The organism is Streptomyces actinomycinicus (assembly GCF_016741775.1).
Taxonomy (GTDB): Bacteria; Actinomycetota; Actinomycetes; order Streptomycetales; family Streptomycetaceae; genus Streptomyces; species Streptomyces actinomycinicus.
Genome location: NZ_JAERRK010000035.1, coordinates 29241 through 46435, shown reverse-complemented (window position 1 = coordinate 46435; position 17195 = coordinate 29241). Strand labels below are relative to the sequence as shown.

Sequence of the window (17195 nt, the reverse complement as noted above, 5' to 3'; positions counted from 1 at the left end):
GCTTGCTCCGGGCGCAGCCCGGAGGGACCCGCTCCGCGTGAGCGCTGGCGGCTCGCTGCGCTCCCCGCGTCAACCTGACCGCTGCGCGGTCAGGTTGACGCTCCTTCCGCTGTGCTCCAGGAGCGGAGCCGCTACGCGGCTCGGCCTGGCAAAGCCAGGCCGGTTGCGGCCGCCGCTGCGCTCCGGCCGCAGCGCCTCGCACTGCGTGCGAGGCAACGGGCCACGCTCCGCGCGGCCCTGACGCAGCAGCAAGAGGGGCGGGGGGCGGTTGAAGCAGCGCAGCAGTCCTCGACGGGGTGCAGCGCTCATGGATGCTTCAAACTGGAGTAATGGATAGAGACTGGACTGAGGCCCGGCCACTCCTGCAATACAAAAAAGGGAGGCCCCTTTTCAGGGCCTCCCCACAATAGCGGTCTTCGCTATTTCGTGAATGAGTGCAGACGGTCGATCTCTTCGAATCCTGACGACTCGTAAAGAGCTTTCGCGGCGGTTCGGTCTCGGTCGTCGCCAGCAGGCGCGTCGTCGTCCACGAACAGGATCACGTCCGTGGCGCCCATGCGGTGGAGCGCGTCCAGGGCAGTGCCGAGAAGGGCACGGCCGAGTCCCCGGCCGCGTGCGGCGGGCTCGACACCGATCCACCACAGAACCCCGGTGCCCTGTACGGGCGTTCCGATGGTGGCGTCGGCGAGGGTCTTGCCGTCCTCGGTGACGAGGAGTCGGCGGGTGTCAGGGGTGGCGGGCTCGGTGTCGTGGTGGGTGAGGCGGGGCAGTTCGGGGGCAGGGAGGGTGCGGTGCATGTAGCGCCACAGGTCGGTTCCCCTGTACCCGGCGGCGGTGAGGGCGGCGTGGGTGGCGGGGCGGTGGCGGACGGGGAGGGCTTCCAGGCCCAGGGTGAGGGCGCTGGTGAAGTGGAAGGCCTCCAGGGGGCGGGGGCCCAGCTCAGTGGCGGCGTGGTCGAGCAGGGCGCGGGCCACGGTCTCGTTCTCCCGGCAGTGCAGCCACAGGATCACGCCGTGGGCGTCCTTCGGGCGCAGCGCGTAGGAGACGACGCCGAGGACGGCTCCGGCGGCGTCCGTGGCCACGGACGTGACGGGACGGTCGAGTTCGGCCCACCAGCCGGCATCCACCCCCGAGCGGCCCGCCAGCGCCTCAGCGAGCATGGCCGGGGTGGTGAGGGGCTGCCCGGACAACCGATCGGCGTTGATCAGGCCCAGGACCGCCGTCCGGTCGGCCGGGGCGTAGGGGCGCAGGCTCACACCCAGTACAGGGCTCACGTACACGACCATGCGCGATGCTCCTCTCTGTGTCCAGGAGGTGAGGCCGGACGGGAGGGGACTCCCGTCCGGCAGGTGGGTGTTTCAGGTGCGGATGTATCCGCGCTCGGCGGCTCCTTGGAGCCACTGTTCGGCGGCGGCCACGGCAAGCAGGACGGAGGGGTCCCGCTCGCGGGCGAGGCGGCCGGGGTCGATCAGGCCGAGGTCGGCGGCGAGCAGCGGCGGCCGGAGGGTGATGGCTGCCGCCTGCCGGGCCAGGGCCTGGGTGTAGTACTGCTTGCGTCGTGGCAGGGCCCGCACCGCGCTGCGGGGCATCAGGTTGATCACCTGTGCTTTGCACCGCCAGTAGGCGGTAGGCAGGTGTGGGCCGTAGCGGTCGGCCAGGGGCAGGGCCCACGCGGCCGACAGGAACGTCTCGGTGAGGTACGGAGAGGCCTCGGGCACGTCGCCTGCGGCGGGGAGCAGGTCGTGGGGGTAGAACGCGTCGTGCGCGTCGGCCTGCGCCCAGGAGCGGCCTGCTTCAGCGTGCTGGGCGATGCGGTCGGCGACCCACGCGCGGGCCCACGCCGTGGCCCTGGACCGGTACGGCTCGGCCAGGACGGGCGTGGCTTGGGGGTCGGCCCACTCCGGCCAGTTCACCGCCCAATAGGCCGCTGCCTGCCGCTCGGGGCGCAGCAGACGCGATCCTGCGGCCAGGACTTCGCCCGTCACGCCGGGCCCGGAGCGGGCCACGTCGGCGGCGACGCGAGAAGACCCTTACCGCCCTACAACGGTTGAAAGGTTAAAGAACAAGCTCAGCGCCGGTATCGCCACTCCTCTTAGTACACATCAACAGGGAGCGCACTGGCGAACCGTTCCACCTGGGCAGACGGCTGAACTCTGGAAAGGACCGTACGCAGGTGGACAGGAGCAGGAGGGGTCAGGCGGAAGACGGCGGCGATTCTTCGTCCGAGCGGCCGCCGGCGTCCAGCGTGCGCCGCGGCGCTGAGGCCGTACCGGGCGGGGGCCGAGCACACCGCGACCCCGCAGCTCGTCCAGGTCGGGAAGACGCACGCTGGGGAGGTCGCCGAGAAGTCGGCCTGGGCGGCGCCGATACCGTGCGCTGCCCGGGGTCCTGCGCCAAGGGTGCGGCGGATGGTCACACGCTCAGCGTACGGGCAGTGCTCTTGATCAATGGTTGCGGAGGAGTTGGTCCAGTTGCGCGTCCAGCGCACGCAGGTCGGGGTGGCTGCGGATCTTGGTGAGGACGGTTCGCCGCATCTCGCCGATGTAGGCGGTCGTGATGTCCTGGGGTGTGACGCCGAGGGCGTCGGCGAGGCTTGCGGTCATGGTGGCGTCCAGGCCGTCGGACAGGGCAATGCCCGTCAGCAGGAGGATCGTCATCTGGGTTTGGATGGCGGTGGTGTCGCAGCCGGCGAGGCGGCTGTGATGCACGAGCCAGCGGGCGAAGCGGCTCTTGCTGAGTTCGTCATCGAAAGGCATGGCTGTTTCCCCGGGGGTCGATTCGGCCGTCGTGCGGCCGCAAGGCTGTGGCTGGTTGAGGGTGCGTTTGATGAGCGCGCGGGGGGTGATCCGGCCGGTTCCCCGGTGACAAGGTGGGGGCCGCGCTGGGCGGGAGGCTCCGGGCTACGCAGGGCGGGGCTGGCCGGGGACGTGCTACAGATGCTGCTGGAGCCACCAGGACGCCAGGCCGGCGATGCCGGTGCCGGCGCCGTAGCACAAGCCGCGCAGCAACTGGCCGGTGGCGGTGCGGCGGTGGCTGCGCAGACGGGCCAGCATGCCGGTCTTGGTGCCGCTTTCGTGTGGGTGCGGGCCGGTTGTGGTAGCCGTAGCGGGGGGGGCGTGGGCCTACGCTGCATGTGGGAGCTCCTTGATGGGGCGTTGCGAGAGAGCCTGTCGGTGGTCGGTGGCCTCGGAACCTGTGACCATCCGGTGGGCTCTTCTCGTGCTTTTGCGGGTGGTGTCAGTGCTGGTTGGTGCAGTCCTGCAGGCGGTCGGCGAGTTCGCGTTCGGGTAGCACCAGGACGTCGCCGCTGGGGCGGGTGGCGAGGCGTTCGACTTCCTCGGTCAGACCGGGCACGGGTGTGGCGGTGCAGTGCCGGCGGACGTATCCGGCGAAGTGTTCAATGATGTTGAGGAAGACGTCGTCGGGGCCGTCGATGTCCTGCTGGAGCTGTTTGCGCCACTGGCGTGCTTCCTTGAGTTCGCCGAGTTCCAGGTGGTGCAGGTACAGGCAGTAGGCGGCGACGCGGTGGCCTGCTCCGGCGGCCAGCTGCCACCAGAAGCAGGCACTCTCGGGGTGACCGGCGAGGTAGAGCATGCAGGCGAAGACCTGGGCGCCGTCGACGTCGAGGTCCTCCGTCGATGCCTCGTGCAGGGCGACGGTGTCCTCGTCGCCGATCTCCTCAGCCAAGCGCTGGACGTGGTCGGCGGCCTGGGGCTGCTTGAGGGCCCAGCGGGCGACGACGGTCAGCTGGTGACCGGCTCGGGGGCCGGGGGGATGCCGCCGTCGGCGGCGCTGCTGCGGCGGGTGCGCTGGCGGGGGGCGGGGCGGGCGGTGGCGGTGTAGCCGGCTTCGCGGGCCAGGCGGTGCAGGCCGGCTCCGACGTCGAAGGGACGTCGGGTCTCCTGCAGTGCCTTGCCGGCTGCCTTGAGGCGTTCTTCCACGCTGCTCACGTACGGTCCCCATCCTTCTTCAGGTACGACGCGACGGCTTGCTGCAGGCGGTCCTTGGCCTTGCGGCCGTGGTAGTCGACCGTGCTGGGGGTGACCCCCATGTACCAGCTGATCTTCTTGGTGTCGTAGCCCAGGACGTGGCGCAGCACGATGACGTCGAACTGGCGCGGGGGCAGGCTGGACATGGCCTTGAACAGGCCGATGTCGCTGCGCAGAAGGGAGAGCTTGCGGCGGAAGCCCTCCAGGGCTTGCGATATGACGACGCGGCGCAGGATCGCCCAGGCCTGCTGCTGGAGGTTGCTCTCCTCCAGCAGTGCGCTCCAGTGGTTGAGAATCTCCAGTTAGGCCCGGTGGACGGCCTCTTCGGCGGCGTCGTTGCCGCCCAGGTAGAACAGGGCGTAGTCGTGGAACGCCTCCTGGTTGGCCACGTAGAGAGCTTCGAACTCCAGTGGCAGAGGCAGTACCGCGTCGGCGTCGGCGACTCGCCCGCCGCCGTCGTCCGCGCGTACGTCTTCGTTGATGAGTCCTCTTCGCTGAGGGCTGGGAGCGAAGGGCGGGAACAACACGGTTGGTCCCGCCCGCTGGTGAGGACCACTCAAGCGGGCAAAGGCGCCGAACACGCATGCTCCCGACGTCGAAAATCACTCAGCGAACAGCCACGAACGCCGTGCGTGATCAACGCGACGGCGTCTATAGGCCATGAACTGCTCTTTTATGCCGCTCCCCGCAGGGCGCACGCCCGGCGCAACGCGCCTCCTGTGGCGCACGTCACTCCCCCGGTCTTGGCAGGTGCACGCCGGTGCACTACACGAACGGGTGACATCTACTCGAAACACCCACCGCAGGAGATGCCCGAGCGCTTCACCGGCACGCTACCCACGCGTCAACAACGGCCGGATCACACCACCTCACGCCCAACACTCAGAAACCGGACAACCCCCAGCCCTGCCTCACGCAGCCGCCATCGAGCGCCTCACACGCCGCACCCACCCGGCGCAGCGCGCTATATCCGACGCCGCCCGCCGCACCCGGCGGTTCAGCGGGCCGACGTGACGGTGACGGGAACATTCGGGCAGTTGCTCAGCACGTCTGCGAGGCGGTGCGTTCGTCAGCGTCGATGCTCAGGCCCCAGCGTGGGGCAGGATAGCTTCATGGCACAGCAGATCTTGCCCCCGTCGGAATCCTGGCGCCGGATCGACGCCTGGCTGGCGACCTACGCGGTGTCCGATTTCGCCCTGCTCAATCCGCCTGCGACACGGGACGACATCCAGCAGGCGGAGCGGCTTCTCGGCATCCCACTGCCTGGTGATCTTGCTGAGTCTCTGCACTGCCACGACGGGGTGAGCGCCTGGGCGACCTTCCTGCCGGAGCAGTCACCGCTCCCGGTGAGCAGCATCGTGGACCATTGGCAGACCTGCATGGATGCCGCGGCGGAGAACGACGGGCTAACCCGTCGGCCCTGGGACGACGAGCCGTGGTGGCACCCGCTCTGGGTTCCCTGGGCCGAGAGCGCCGATGGCGGGGCGCAGGTGATCGACCAACGTCCTGGCCCGGACGCGGGCCGTCTCGGTTGGGCGGGCCACAGTGGTGGCGGCGACTTCACCGATTCCTGGCCTGATCTTGCGAGCCTTCTCCACGCGGTCGCCCATGTGCTCCACGAAGGCGGTGACGTGCGCGGGCTGCATCCCTACCTCACCACCAAAGGCGAGCTTTGGTGGGACGACGCTGGCTGCGAGGAACTCAACGGTCAACCGCTGAGGTCCGCACCGATCGGACTGCCCTAACTACCAGCCTCGCAGACGTGCCGCCGAGCCGACACGAACCACGCGACTGCTCTTACTTCTCGCGAACATTTCCGAGGCATCTACCCGTCGTCGTTCTCGAAACCCACCGACAAGTGCTCTCCGCTGTCACCTACGCAGCCACCCCTCGGCGAATGGCTCAACCGACAGCGCGAACTCGCGAAGAAACGCAGCAACCCCTCCCCCACCCAACAAGCATTCGCCACGATCGACCCCTGGTGGAACCCTCCCTGGCCCATCCTGTGGCAACGCACCTACCACCACGCACACACCCACCCCCGCCACCCAGCAGCCCACCACTGGCTCCGGCGGAGGCTCCGGGACGGCAGGCCGCCTTCCACGCCGACCTGGGCCGGTCGCTGGCCCATCTGCGAGGCCGCGAGGCCCAGGCGGTCGCGGCCCTGCTGACCGCCGAGGAAATCGCACCACAGCGCATCCACGCCAACGCACCGGTGAGGAACCCCGTCGCGTTCCTCACCGACCGGCAGCTGCCCGCCCACGCAGCCCGGGACCTGCGGGGCCTGGCCCACCGCATCGGCTTGCCTCTCTGATCAGCGGCGTCTCCCCGCTCCGGCTGAGCACATCAGTCCGTACGCGACTGGGGACGGTCGATACGTGACTTCTGCACAGGCGCCGTACGCGGTTGAGCACGTTGGTCTGTACGCAACTCCTCGCACCCGAGTTGGCGTTCCTCGCTGTCCGTCCCTGATCCGGGCTGGGGGATCACGGGGTTCACCGTCGTGAACACCTCTGCGTGCTGGGGCTCTTACCTTCGGTCATGGTCCGGGCGGCTGACGCCCGGAGAGAGGGTGAGCCCCCGTGATGTCCAGCACTGTGATGCGCCACGACTTCCAGGTGGTCTCCGAGGCCCAGTACGTCCCGCTGGCCCGCCGCGAGACCGCCAAGGTCCTTACCGACTGGGGCATGTTCGAGGACGTCGTGGACACCGCCTGCCTGATCATCAGCGAGCTGGTGGCGAACGTGGTGCGGCACGCGACCGTACTCTCGCCCACTGCCGCTGTCACCCTCGCTGTCGAGGAGCAGGCCGCGCTGGTGCTGGCCGTCGCGGATGCCCACCCGCTCAAGCCGAAGCCCCTGCCCGCCGCCCACGACCTCGGCGGCCGCGGCCTGCTCCTGGTCGACGCCCCGGTGAGGGAAGTCCACGGCAGAGCCGAGGTCCTCCCGGAGACCACCACGGGCGGCAAGCGGATCATCATCCGCCTTCCCCTGGCTCCCGTTGCGGCCTGATCCATCCCCGAGGCCCCACGCCCCGGCGAGCCCCACTCGCTGTCGGACCGCCTTCGGCGCCCGGACGACAGCAGCACGCGAACGACACCCCGAAAACCCAAGAGAGAAGGAAGCACCGCGTGTTCATCGACATCCCGAGCGAACTCGAAGCTGCTCTGATCGACCTTCCTCTCCCGACATGGGAGCTGGAGGGCTCGTTCCTGGCGAAGTCCACCATGGAGCGGTTCCGGACCGAGCTGACGGCCACCCCGCAGTTCGAGGAGACCGCCGTGACGCTGCGCCACGCGCTGACCAGGGAGGACGGCGGATATGCCGTACTGCGTCTGGGGAACCTCGCCAAGGCGCTGGGGACCGGCAACCGGTTCCGGCGGCTGGTGACGGGCTTAGCGGCCGAGGTGGCGGTCCCCTTCTCGCCCTTCCCACGGTGGCCCCTGTGGAAGGACATCGGAGTCAAGATCGACAAGGACCCCGGCAAGTCCAGCGGCATCGGGTACAACGCCTTCCATATGGACCTGGTGAACGCGAGCCTGCCCCCGGACTACACCACACTCCTGTGCGTTCGCCCCGATCCGCTCGGCGGCGGCCTCAGCATCCTCTCCGACGCGCACGCGGCGGTGGCGCGGCTGTCGGAGAACTGCCGCGCCCTGCTGGCTGAGTCGGCTTACCACTACGGGACCTCCTTCGACCTGTTCGGTGTGGGCGAGGAGTACGGCCCGTTTCCGGTCCTGGACGGCTCCGACCCGGGCGAGGGGTTCGTCCGGTTCACCGCCAAGATGCTGGACAGGTCCGAACTCTGCCAGGCGCACGCCGAATCCGCCAGGGAACTCGCCGAGGAACTTGTCCGGGGGCAGGTCTCCTTCATGCTCCAGCCCGGGGACTACCTCATCCTGAACCAGCGCCGTTTCCTGCACGGCCGGGAAGCGCTCCACAGCGGTCAGGAGACCATCCCGGCCGCCGACCGCCGGTTGCTCCTCCAGTTGTTCCTGCGCGCGGCTGCCGGCGACGGCTCGGCCGCCTAGCAGGTCGACGGCACCGGTGACCCACCGAGTCACGTTCCCGGGTCCAGCCCCAGAGCAAGCGGCACGATTACGGGGCGGGGCCTGGTCGGGCACACCCGGAAACGGCTGTGCACCGGGCTCCCCGGGCTCGCGCGCGTTAGATGCGCGAGTTGCGCAGCGACTGCCACACAGCGCCGGCCAGCGCCCGCGTCGCCTGCGGGACCGACAGATCCTCGTGCTCGCGATACAGCGACCAGTTGTACTTGACCAAGGACAGCTTGTTGGAAGACAGCGATCCCGTCTGGCCTGCTCGGTACACGGCGAGCGGTTCAGCCAGACCGCGGGCGTCGGCGCCGTCTCGCATGATGCTCAGCCACAACGCGTAGTCCTGGCGCTTGCGCATCTCCGGCATCAGTCGGGTGCCCAGGGCGTTGCGGTCGTACATGGCGGTGAGGGCGCCGATGTAGTCCCGACGCAGCATCGCGCGGTAGTCCACATGCCCGCGCGCGCGGATCACCCGCCCGTTGGGGACCCAGTCCGTGCTCTCGCCGGCGTAGTCGGCGTCCATCTTGAAGTACGAGGTGAACGTCAGCGGCGCATCGCCCTCGGCAGCGAAGGCGACCTGCTTCTCGGTCTTTTCCGGCAGCCACAGGTCGTCGGAGTCGAGGAACGCGACGTAGTCCCCGCGGGCCCGCTCGATCGCGAGGTTGCGGGCCCGGCCCGCACCGCCCCGCTCGGGCGCTGTCTTGGGCAGTACGCGCTCGTCCTGGGCGGCGAACTCCATCAGCAGGTCCATGGAGCTGTCGGAGGACTGGTCGTCGGTGACCAGCAGCTCTACGTCAGCGTGCGTCTGCGTGAGCACCGATCGGACGGCCGCGCCGAGGGTGGCTGCGGAATTGTAGACGGGCATCACGACAGACACCAGGGGCACAGCACTTCTCCTTGCCAGACCAGGAACGACGGTCCATTCAAACACCGCAATCGAGTAGGAGCTGCCATGCAGATAGTTGTCGCTGGTCAGGGCTACGTAGGGCTTCCCCTCGCCGTACGCGCCGCAGAGGTGGGGCACCGTGTCGTCGGCTACGACGTGGACCCGCACCGCGTCCAGCAGCTCGCCGCCGGCCAGTCCTACGTGCGGGACGTGGACTCCACGCGACTGCGCGCAGTGCTGGACTCCGGGGCCTACTCCGCGACCGCCGACGCCGCCGCGCTGGCCGGCTTCGACATCGCGGTGATCACCGTGCCGACCCCGCTGCGGGACGGCGTGCCCGACCTGACCTACATCGAGTCCTGCGCGCGGACACTGGGTGAGCACCTGCGCCCCGGCGCGACGGTGGTCCTGGAGTCCACGAGCTATCCCGGCACCACCGAGGAGCTGCTGCTGCCGATTCTGGAAGAGACCTCGGGCCTCAAGGGCGGGGCGGACTTCCTGGCCGGCTTCAGTCCCGAGCGGATCGGAAACAAGCGGTGGTCGTTCGACGGGACGCCGAAGCTGGTGTCCGGAATCGACGCCAAATCGCTCGACGTGGTCAAGAACTTCTATGACGGCATCTTCCAGACCACGGTGCCGGTGTCAGGGCCGAAGGTCGCTGAGCTGGCCAAGCTGCTGGAGAACACCTTCCGGTTCGTCAACATCTCCATGATCAACGAGATGGCGATGCTGGCCGATGCCCTCGGCGTGAATATCTGGGAGGCGATCGACGCCGCCGCGACCAAGCCGTTCGGATTCACGAAGTTCACTCCGGGGCCGGGGGTCGGCGGGCACTGCCTGCCCGTCGACCCGATGTTCCTCTCATGGAAGGCCCAGCAGGAGCTTGGCATCCCGTTCCGGTTCGCGGAACTCGCCGCCGACGTGAACCGGCACATGCCCGACTACGTAGTCCGACGCCTCGTGGAAGCACTCAGCAAGCGCGGCATACCGGTCAGCGGATCTCAGATTCTGCTGCTCGGCCTGACCTATAAGTACGACGCCACCGACCTTCGCAATTCCCCGTCGGCACGTGTCGCTGAACTCCTCATCGGCCTCGGCGCCGAGGTCCGCGGCGCCGAACCCAACATCCCGGGCGGCGACGACACCGAGCTGAACGTGCCCCGGGTCGATGCGTCCCCGGAAGAGGTTGCCGCCGCTGATGCGGTGGTTCTTCTCATGGATCATCCGCGATTCGACCTCGCGATGATCGAGAAGCGCGCGCCGTACGTGTTCGACTGCCGAAACCGCCTGTCCGGAGCGAACGTCGAGACCCTGTAGCTCCCGAACCCCTGACCCGCTGCTGACTTCAACCCCCAGGAGTTCCCTTGCGTGACGAATGGGAGCGCGTCCACACGGACTACACCCGGCCCGCGCAGCGCCCCGCCCCTGCCTCGTTGGCCGAAAGCGAGGGCGACTGGCGCCGCTACCTGGAAGGTGACACCCCCAACGGCTGGCTCATCCAGCACAGCGCGATGACCGAAGCGCTCGTCAGCGGCCAGCCCATGTACCTGCTGCACACCACCAAGGACATCACTGCGATCCGCACCAGCGGCGAACTTCACGTCTCCACCGGATGCCTGGTCGGAGCCCTGTACTGCTCCCCTCTCGTCCGTCAGCGTGAGGGACTGCGTCCGCACAATCTCGGCGCCTACCTGATGCAGACGAAGCCCGACACCACGCCCATGATCTTCGAGGTCATCCCGGACGCTCCGGTCCCCACCAAGGGTGTGGATTATCTGCACCTCGGTGCTATCCACCTGCGTACCTACCTGCGTTACCGGAGCCTTCTCACCCTGGCTGAGAACGACCAGCTCGACCATGTCGTGCTCGCCGGGCTGGGCGCCGCGGCCGGATTCCTCGACACGGCCCTGCACAACGCAGTCGGCCGCGCCACGGCGGCCCACGAGTTCATCGACCAGCTGGCCGCTGTCGTGCCCGCCGTACCGTTTCTCGGCTACCTGTACTTCGAGGTGCTGTCCGAGTACCTGATGCTCCACTCCACGACTCCGGAGACCAAGGGCTACGCCCAGGTCGGAGAGCTGAACAACTGGCTGTACAAGCGACTCGCGTTCGCCGCCGTGGACGGCATGCATCGATTGTTCGACCTGGCCCGCTTCCATCCGCGCCACCAGCAGCTCGTCCAGCTCATCGCCGGCGTGGAACCCGCGCTCGCTCCGGGAGCCGCCGAGTACGTGCGGCGACGGCTGTCCCATCTGTTCGCCCGGATCGCGCTGCACCCGTCCCAGGACGCGGCCACGGTGACCTTCCGAGGCATTGATCTCAGCGCGCTCCGGTACATCGCGCCGGGACTGATCGGGCAGATGATCTTCCGTGAGATCCGGTACATGCCACGCTATCGGCAGCTCTACCACTGCTTCGAGAAGGCCAAGGCGCTGGAGGCTTGGGACTACTGGAACCACGAGGGCATCCCCACGCCCTTCAACGGCGTCCTCCCCAAGGGCGAGATCGGGATACACCCCGTCTACCCCCCGGTCGGCAGTCAGGGCGTGGACGGCAAAGCGGGACAGCAGAGGCTTCCTGCACCCAGCCCAGGAGATCACCGCTGTCCTCACGCCGCACCTGGCGTCGTGGTGGGCGCCACCTCGCAACCGCGGACGGATGATCACCACTGATCCGCAGGTCATGGTGGACCGTAGTGCCCCGTCCTCGGTTCCCGCCCACCGGTCATCTATCGAGGGGATCTCCGCGTGACCACGAAACCCTTGACTATCCTCACCGGCATCAACCGCACGTCCGAGCCTTCGTCCGGCAGCATGATCCTCGTCGGCGACCTCTACCACGCCATGCCCAACACCCATACGACCTTCCTCGGCCGGACACCGGTCCATCAGGTGTGGAAGACCGCGTTCGATCACCTGATCCCCCTCTCCGCGACGAAGCAACCCCAGGGCCCTGGCTGACACCTACGTGGACGAGCTGACGCAAGAGGTAGGGAAGCTCATCGAGCAGATCCGGCCGGACGCCATCCACGCCCAGAACGTCGGGTTCGCACTCAGCCTCGCGCTCAGTCGCACCGCCGGCACGATCCCGATCATCTCCATCGCTCACGGCCCCGAAGTGATGGCGGCCGAGCGCAACATGGCGGAGCACGAGGCTGTGCTCGAAGTCGCCGGTGCCAGCGCCGCGATCGTCACCCCGACCTCGGTCCTCGCCGACCGCATCGATCGCCTCACCGGGCGCCGGTTCACCGACCGCATCGTCATCATCCCGTGGGGCATCCGTCTGGCCGATGCCCATGTACGCGATCAGCCGTCCGCAGGGTCCGGTCCCCTGTCTCTGGTACACGCCGGTCGCCTGGACGACAACAAATCTACGATCACCGCCGTCGAATCCCTCGCATTGACCGATCAGCCGCACCACTTGACCGTGATCGGCAACGGACCCCTACGGGAGCATCTGGAACAGCGGACTATCGAACTCGGCCTGCGGGATCGAGTCCATTTTTATCCGTTCCTGCCCGCGCCGAACTGTGGCGCCGCCTGCCGAACTTCGACGCCTTCGTCTTCACGACCAAGGGTCTGGAGGCTTTCGGGCTCGTCCTCATTGAGGCCCAAGCCCACGGACTTCCGGTTGTCTACTCCGATCTTCCCGGTGTGAGGGAAATCCTCGGGAGCGCTGGTGTTCCGTACACTCCCGGCGACCCGTGCTCGCTGGCCGTGGCCCTAGACGAGATGGGCCGAGACTTCCATCGGCGGAAGGCCCTGATCAAGGCGGCTCTACATAACGCGCGCCGATACGACATCACTGCCACCGGCCGCCAGCTTCACGACTTGACGCTCCGGGTTACCTCCTAACTCGGTGTTTCGATACCGGCCTCGGGACTGGTGAGGTCGCGTCCTGTGATGATTCACGATGCCAGGACGTAGATAAGCTGTGAGACACCTCGGCGTTGAGACAGTTTGACAGATCGCATAACGGCGGGCGACATCCACGAGCACCATGCGGGGGTGTCGCCCGTGTCCCCGGCGTCGAGCAGGCGTTCTGCCGTATTCAGGGAGCGCAGGGTGGCGCTGCGGTCGCAGAGCGCGGCTTGGGCGCGTGCCAGTCGCAAGTGCAGCAGAGAGCTGGCCACGGGGTGGGTGGTGCGGCTGAGGGCCTTGGTGAGGATGCCGGCGGCGGTGGCGGGGTCGTCCCGCCAGGAGGCCTGGTAGGCGAGGTCGCTGAGGAGGGCCGCTCCCATGTCTCGGTCGTCCCCGGCGTGAGCGTCGTGCAGCCCGGCGATCTAGGGTCCGTCTTCAAAGATCATCTCGTGATGGATCACGGTGGGCGTGATACGCCGCCATGAACTCACCGAAAGTGGGAGTTGCTCGCTCCACTGATACCCCGAGCCGTGACGGGCCGACCTCGCGTCGAGGACCGGAAGATCATCAACGGCATGGTCTACAAAATCCGCACCGGGATCTCCTGGCGCGACCTGCCAGCCCGTTACGGCTCGTGGAAGACGGTGTACACCCGCTTCCGCCGGTACGCCCTGGACGGTGTGCTCACCCCGGCCCTGCAGCAGATCCAGGCCCAAGCCGACGCAGCCGGCGACATCGACTGGCTGGTCCAGATCGACTCCACCGTCGTCCGCGCCCACCAGCACGCCGCCGCCACCGGCCGAAAAGGGGGCAGCAACGGGCGGACGAACCGGACGATCACGCCCTCGGCCGATCCCGAGGAGGACTGACCACCAAAATCCACCTCGCCTGCGACGGCAAAGGACGCCCGCTCGCCATCTTCGTGACACCGGGCCAACGCCACGACAGCATCTGCGCACGCCCTCTGCTGGAACGAATCCGCGTTCCCCGCATCGGCCCAGGCCGACCGCGCTGCAAACCCGACCACGTCGTTGCAGACAAGGCCTACAGCTCCCGCGGCTTCCCCTCCTACCTGCGTAAACGTGGCATCGCGCACGTCATCCCCGAGAAGACCGACCAGCGACGACACCGCCACAACCGCGGCCGCCACGGCGGCAGATCGCCAGGATTCAACCGGGAGACCTACCGCCGACGCAACATCATCGAGCGCTGCTTCAACCGGCTCAAAGGCTTCCGCGGCATCGCCACCAGATACGAGAAGACCGCCACCTCCTACGAAGCGGCGGTCGCACTCGCTTCATTCCTGCTCTGGGCAGGATCCGTTTGAAGACGGACCCTAGTACCGGCTGGCTGCGTCGTGCTGGCCGTGGTCGAAACGGATCCAGGCGACTGTCTGGGAGAGGCTGGCGGCGAGCTTGTGCAGGCGTACTCCCAGGGGACGGGTGTAGCGCTGTTCGTCGATCAGGTCGATCGACGCTGCCCGTCGCCGCAGCGAGTACACACGCTCCAGAGCGATCCAGGCACTACGCGAGTTCGACACTGCCGGGGAACCGGTCACGTTCGAGGCCGTCGCGTAACGAGCGGGCGTTTCCCGCTCCTGGCTCTACGGCCAGCCGGACCTGCGGACCGAGGTCGAACGCCTACGGGCAGCACGCCGCCGAGCACCCTCGTCACAACTCCCGGCTGGTCAGCGCACGTCCGACGCTTCCCTCCTGCGGCGCCTCGAAGTGGCCAACACTCGCGTTCGGAAACTGACAGAGGAGAACCGTCGCCTCCGGGACCAGCTGGCCCTCGCACTCGGCGAACAACGAGCCGACAGAATCACTACGGATCGAGTGAGAGGAACATGATGGGGACCACTGACGAGCAAGAACGACTCCTGCACGGGCCCAGAAGGGATCTCGACCGAGCCCGGCGGGACCCGGCGACGTGGAACGACCTCGTCTTCCGCGCGGAGCACACCGGGGAAGGCCGCGTGACCGACCGCAACGGGGCCGCTCGCTTCGGGGTTCTGTGGGCATTGCAATACGATCGCCGCCCCGAGGACCTACCGCTTTTGCGCTTCCTTCTTCAGGAGCAAGCCACCTTCTATCGGGAAGCCGTCCCGATGGGGCTGGCCCCCGACCTGACGCTGGCCGGGTTCCTGGTCGCCGAGCACCGCCAGGTGGAGGACGTGTGGCTGCACTGGACCGCCAAGAACATCAGCTTCGACACGGCTCTTGGCTACCACCTCTACCACCTGCTCACGGGAGGCATCGCAGCCACCGTCGAGGTGGTACGGGCCAGCTCCCACCCTGAGCGTGATCGCCTTCTCAAGGACATTACCCCGTCCCGCCATACCGATACCGCCGTCGAGGAATGGCTGGAAGAGCAACGCAGGATATTTCCCGCCGACCCGGCTGAGGAGAGCCTGAAGACCTGGGCCTACCACGCCGCGCGCCTCGGCGAGCGCGAGGCGTCTCGCCTGTTCATGACCGAATGGGCAGCCGGTGGGCCCCGCACCGACGACACGCTCAACACCCTGCAGTTCCACCTGGCCCATCTCGGCTACCTCACCGAAGCGGTGGCGGTCCAGAAGGAGGCCGTGGCGATCTGCCAGAGCCCACCGGAGTCGAGCCTGAAGGCCAGCAAACTGTTGCAGCTGGTCAAACTGGAACGACAGGCCGGCAACTTCGCAGGCGCGCTGCAATCCCTGGAGGCAGCCGGACAAGCCCTCTCGGCGGTCCCGGACTGGCCGTGGATGGGCATGTGGATCGCTGTCGTCAAGGAGTACTTCCTCCTTGTTCCGGTTGCGCCCGACAAGAACACCAGCCGACGGCTACTCGCGGAGGCTGACGAGCAACTTCGAGGCGTCCCGCAGAAGTGGCTAAATGGAGTAATCGACCCGGCGATAACGGCAGCCGAGCACCTCAACGACACCGACAAGCGCAGCCGCTACCAGTCCCTCCAGGCCGCAGGCCGTCATCAGCAAGACCAGCAGCGCTCGCCGGGACCGGCGGCGACATCGTGAGGTGCCGACCTACGCCCGTACCGCGCAACCATTCAAGCGAACTGCTCTCCCAACGGCGCCGACTGCCGTCTCGTCACGATAACGATCAAGCCGGCCTCAGAGAGCCGACGATCACCACAACCTGTTCGTCGAGCACATCGTCCACAACGCAACAGCCCACGTCAGGGCTCTGGCGGGTGATGCGACTCAAGATAATCCAGCAGCAGGTTGGCCACTCCCACCGCTCGACGACAGCCATCTACATGGGTGTCTCCGACGAGTACCGCAACCACCTGCTGGAGGCTTCGCTGAAGCGCCGGATCGGCGACGACTGGGACCTTACGTGATCAAGAAAATGGGCTACGAGTGGCGGCTGCGGCAGATCATGGCCGAGCAGGAGATGTTCCACACCTCGGGACCTCGTGCCGCTGCTCGCGGAGCGCGGGGTGAGCCTGTCGCGTGAGCAGGTCTACCGGCTGGTGACGCAGCCCCCGCAGCGGATGAGCATGGACACATTGGTCGCGCTGTGTGACATCTTCGGCTGTACACCGAACGACCTCATCAAGCCGATGGTCGTCAACGCGCAGGTGAAGAAGGCCGCGGGCGGCGAGGAGGAACCGCTGTCGCTGACGGAGCGCAGGACCACGATCCGGCGTCCCGGTGCGCCGTGAGGAAGTACCTGACCGCGGACTAGGTACGGCGAGGATCTGGCCGGGGCCCGTGACCGGATCGTCGTCCTGCTGAACCTGGCCGTCGGGGAGTACCTCGGGATGGAGCAGGCGCAGGAGTTCGTCGAGAAGCCGCGGGCGCGGAGCGGTCCGAACGCCTTCCGTCTGCTGCGCTACCTGGCGTCCAGATCTGACGCGCTGAGTGCGCCGACGCCGGACTGCCCGCCCTGCGGGGTACGGCTGATCGCACTGCTGATCGCCGGCGGCCACGGCGAGAACGTGGGCCTTGTGCCCTGCGCCGACTGCGGACGGACGAACCCGTTGCCGGCGTACGCCGGTCCCGAAGGGCGATTGTGCCACGGCTGCTCCAGCCGGCGCCTGGCGGTCGCGTGCGCGCGGTGCGGCAAGCTCGCGAAGGCAGTGGCACGACGTCCGGACGGACGGATCTGCCAAGTGTGCAAGGAGAAGGAGCCGGGCTCGCGCAAGGAGTGCGTCAGCTGCCTTCGGATGATGATTCCCACCCGGCGCCTGCCCGACGGCACCTACCTGGGCCAGACCTGCGCCCCCAAGAAGCTCCAGATGTGCTGCCGCTGTGGCCGCCGGCGGCGGGCGAACGCGCTGCCCGTCGACGGGCCCGTCTGCGGGAACTGCTACGCGAGCTCTGCGCGCCGGTGTGGCGTCTGCGAGCAGGTGGGGCCCATCAGGGTGCGGGCCAAAGGCGAGGTTCCTGACATCTGCTACCGCTGCTA

23 protein-coding genes and 1 pseudogene are annotated in these 17195 nt (G+C 67.8%); 13 read left to right on the top strand and 11 right to left on the bottom strand.

Annotation, left to right across the window (positions count from 1 at the left end; genetic code table 11):
* Positions 1-419 precede the first annotated feature (419 nt).
* The 8 genes from JK359_RS37410 to JK359_RS39665 all read right to left on the bottom strand — a co-directional run bounded on the left by JK359_RS37410 (position 420) and on the right by JK359_RS39665 (position 4516).
* Entirely contained in the window at positions 420-1274 is an 855-nt protein-coding gene (locus JK359_RS37410; protein WP_307788451.1) for a GNAT family N-acetyltransferase, read from the bottom strand.
* 84 nt (positions 1275-1358) lie between these two features.
* Positions 1359-1985, bottom strand: a complete 627-nt coding sequence (locus JK359_RS37405) for a hypothetical protein (RefSeq protein WP_201844090.1) — start codon at positions 1983-1985, stop codon at positions 1359-1361.
* Between the two features lie 459 nt (positions 1986-2444).
* Positions 2445-2756, bottom strand: coding sequence for a hypothetical protein (locus tag JK359_RS37400; RefSeq protein WP_201844089.1), 312 nt, complete (start codon positions 2754-2756; stop codon positions 2445-2447).
* A 174-nt stretch (positions 2757-2930) separates the two neighbouring features.
* The gene (locus tag JK359_RS40050; RefSeq protein WP_269139081.1) at positions 2931-3053 is read right to left on the bottom strand and encodes a hypothetical protein; all 123 of its coding nucleotides are present in this window, start codon (positions 3051-3053) and stop codon (positions 2931-2933) included.
* Positions 3054-3237: 184 nt separating this feature from the next.
* Entirely contained in the window at positions 3238-3687 is a 450-nt protein-coding gene (locus JK359_RS37395) for a hypothetical protein (RefSeq protein WP_201844088.1), read from the bottom strand.
* 56 nt (positions 3688-3743) lie between these two features.
* A complete protein-coding gene (locus JK359_RS37390) occupies positions 3744-3950 on the bottom strand; it encodes a hypothetical protein (RefSeq protein ID WP_201844087.1) in 207 nt (68 codons plus the stop codon).
* Positions 3947-4135, bottom strand: coding sequence for a sigma-70 family RNA polymerase sigma factor (locus tag JK359_RS39670; protein WP_236679057.1), 189 nt, complete (start codon positions 4133-4135; stop codon positions 3947-3949). Before JK359_RS39670 ends, JK359_RS37390 begins: the two co-directional genes overlap by 4 nt.
* 156 nt (positions 4136-4291) lie before the next feature.
* The gene (locus JK359_RS39665) at positions 4292-4516 is read right to left on the bottom strand and encodes a hypothetical protein (protein WP_236679056.1); all 225 of its coding nucleotides are present in this window, start codon (positions 4514-4516) and stop codon (positions 4292-4294) included.
* A gap of 585 nt (positions 4517-5101) precedes the next feature.
* On the opposite strand from JK359_RS39665, the gene JK359_RS37380 reads away from it, so the two are divergent.
* From JK359_RS37380 to JK359_RS37365, 4 genes are all read left to right on the top strand, one after another.
* A complete protein-coding gene (locus JK359_RS37380) occupies positions 5102-5734 on the top strand; it encodes an SMI1/KNR4 family protein (protein ID WP_201844086.1) in 633 nt (210 codons plus the stop codon).
* A 236-nt stretch (positions 5735-5970) separates the two neighbouring features.
* The gene (locus tag JK359_RS37375) at positions 5971-6303 is read left to right on the top strand and encodes a hypothetical protein (RefSeq protein WP_236679055.1); all 333 of its coding nucleotides are present in this window, start codon (positions 5971-5973) and stop codon (positions 6301-6303) included.
* Between the two features lie 271 nt (positions 6304-6574).
* The gene (locus JK359_RS37370) at positions 6575-7000 is read left to right on the top strand and encodes an ATP-binding protein (RefSeq protein WP_201844085.1); all 426 of its coding nucleotides are present in this window, start codon (positions 6575-6577) and stop codon (positions 6998-7000) included.
* A 119-nt stretch (positions 7001-7119) separates the two neighbouring features.
* A complete protein-coding gene (locus JK359_RS37365) occupies positions 7120-8019 on the top strand; it encodes a TauD/TfdA family dioxygenase (RefSeq protein WP_201844084.1) in 900 nt (299 codons plus the stop codon).
* A gap of 136 nt (positions 8020-8155) precedes the next feature.
* On the opposite strand, the gene JK359_RS37360 is transcribed toward JK359_RS37365, so the two are convergent.
* Positions 8156-8929 carry a glycosyltransferase family 2 protein gene (locus tag JK359_RS37360; protein WP_201844083.1) on the bottom strand — a complete coding sequence of 258 codons (774 nt, stop codon included), beginning with the start codon at positions 8927-8929 and terminating at the stop codon, positions 8156-8158.
* A 66-nt stretch (positions 8930-8995) separates the two neighbouring features.
* Between JK359_RS37360 and JK359_RS37355 the strand changes: the two genes are divergently transcribed.
* From JK359_RS37355 to JK359_RS39655, 5 genes are all read left to right on the top strand, one after another.
* Complete coding sequence (locus JK359_RS37355; protein ID WP_201844082.1) at positions 8996-10246, top strand: nucleotide sugar dehydrogenase; 1251 nt, start codon at positions 8996-8998, stop codon at positions 10244-10246.
* Positions 10247-10293: 47 nt separating this feature from the next.
* Positions 10294-11601: a hypothetical protein gene (locus JK359_RS37350; protein WP_201844081.1), complete on the top strand. Its 1308-nt coding sequence runs from the start codon at positions 10294-10296 to the stop codon at positions 11599-11601.
* Positions 11602-11676: 75 nt separating this feature from the next.
* On the top strand, positions 11677-11889 hold the full coding sequence (locus JK359_RS37345) for a hypothetical protein (protein WP_201844080.1): 213 nt from the start codon (positions 11677-11679) through the stop codon (positions 11887-11889).
* 7 nt (positions 11890-11896) lie between these two features.
* A complete protein-coding gene (locus JK359_RS39660; RefSeq protein WP_307788450.1) occupies positions 11897-12586 on the top strand; it encodes a glycosyltransferase in 690 nt (229 codons plus the stop codon).
* Complete coding sequence (locus JK359_RS39655) at positions 12469-12783, top strand: glycosyltransferase (RefSeq protein WP_236679060.1); 315 nt, start codon at positions 12469-12471, stop codon at positions 12781-12783. The genes JK359_RS39660 and JK359_RS39655 overlap by 118 nt, the downstream gene beginning before the upstream one ends.
* Before the next feature lie 53 nt (positions 12784-12836).
* Here the strand turns inward: JK359_RS39655 and JK359_RS40295 are convergent, their stop codons facing one another.
* Positions 12837-13202: an NsdA family TPR-like regulatory protein gene (locus JK359_RS40295; protein WP_504739959.1), complete on the bottom strand. Its 366-nt coding sequence runs from the start codon at positions 13200-13202 to the stop codon at positions 12837-12839.
* A gap of 90 nt (positions 13203-13292) precedes the next feature.
* Between JK359_RS40295 and JK359_RS37330 the strand changes: the two genes are divergently transcribed.
* A protein-coding gene (locus tag JK359_RS37330) for an IS5 family transposase (RefSeq protein WP_201844078.1) occupies positions 13293-14116 on the top strand; the annotation gives its coding sequence in 2 pieces (ribosomal slippage) (positions 13293-13610 and positions 13613-14116; 822 coding nt in all).
* 9 nt (positions 14117-14125) lie between these two features.
* Here JK359_RS37330 and JK359_RS37325 read toward each other — a convergent pair.
* Entirely contained in the window at positions 14126-14329 is a 204-nt protein-coding gene (locus JK359_RS37325; RefSeq protein ID WP_201844077.1) for a hypothetical protein, read from the bottom strand.
* 435 nt (positions 14330-14764) lie between these two features.
* Here JK359_RS37325 and JK359_RS37320 point away from each other — a divergent pair, with 435 nt between their 5' ends.
* The 3 genes and pseudogenes from JK359_RS37320 to JK359_RS37310 all read left to right on the top strand — a co-directional run bounded on the left by JK359_RS37320 (position 14765) and on the right by JK359_RS37310 (position 16449).
* Complete coding sequence (locus JK359_RS37320) at positions 14765-15799, top strand: hypothetical protein (protein ID WP_307788449.1); 1035 nt, start codon at positions 14765-14767, stop codon at positions 15797-15799.
* 179 nt (positions 15800-15978) lie between these two features.
* A complete protein-coding gene (locus tag JK359_RS37315) occupies positions 15979-16125 on the top strand; it encodes a hypothetical protein (protein WP_236679054.1) in 147 nt (48 codons plus the stop codon).
* Positions 16122-16449: pseudogene (locus JK359_RS37310) on the top strand (helix-turn-helix domain-containing protein). The gene JK359_RS37315 and the pseudogene JK359_RS37310 overlap by 4 nt, the downstream one beginning before the upstream one ends.
* The last annotated feature ends 746 nt before the right edge of the window (positions 16450-17195 follow it).

Excerpts from the sequence above, each read along its gene's own strand:
- JK359_RS37400 (WP_201844089.1), bottom strand. The coding sequence starts at position 2,756 with ATGCCTTTCGATGACGAACTCAGCAAGAGCCGCTTCGCCCGCTGGCTC.
- JK359_RS40050 (WP_269139081.1), bottom strand. The coding sequence starts at position 3,053 with ATGCTGGCCCGTCTGCGCAGCCACCGCCGCACCGCCACCGGCCAGTTG.
- JK359_RS39670 (WP_236679057.1), bottom strand. The coding sequence starts at position 4,135 with ATGTCCAGCCTGCCCCCGCGCCAGTTCGACGTCATCGTGCTGCGCCAC.
- JK359_RS37380 (WP_201844086.1), top strand. The coding sequence starts at position 5,102 with ATGGCACAGCAGATCTTGCCCCCGTCGGAATCCTGGCGCCGGATCGAC.
- JK359_RS37370 (WP_201844085.1), top strand. The coding sequence starts at position 6,575 with ATGTCCAGCACTGTGATGCGCCACGACTTCCAGGTGGTCTCCGAGGCC.
- JK359_RS37355 (WP_201844082.1), top strand. The coding sequence starts at position 8,996 with ATGCAGATAGTTGTCGCTGGTCAGGGCTACGTAGGGCTTCCCCTCGCC.
- JK359_RS37315 (WP_236679054.1), top strand. The coding sequence starts at position 15,979 with ATGCGACTCAAGATAATCCAGCAGCAGGTTGGCCACTCCCACCGCTCG.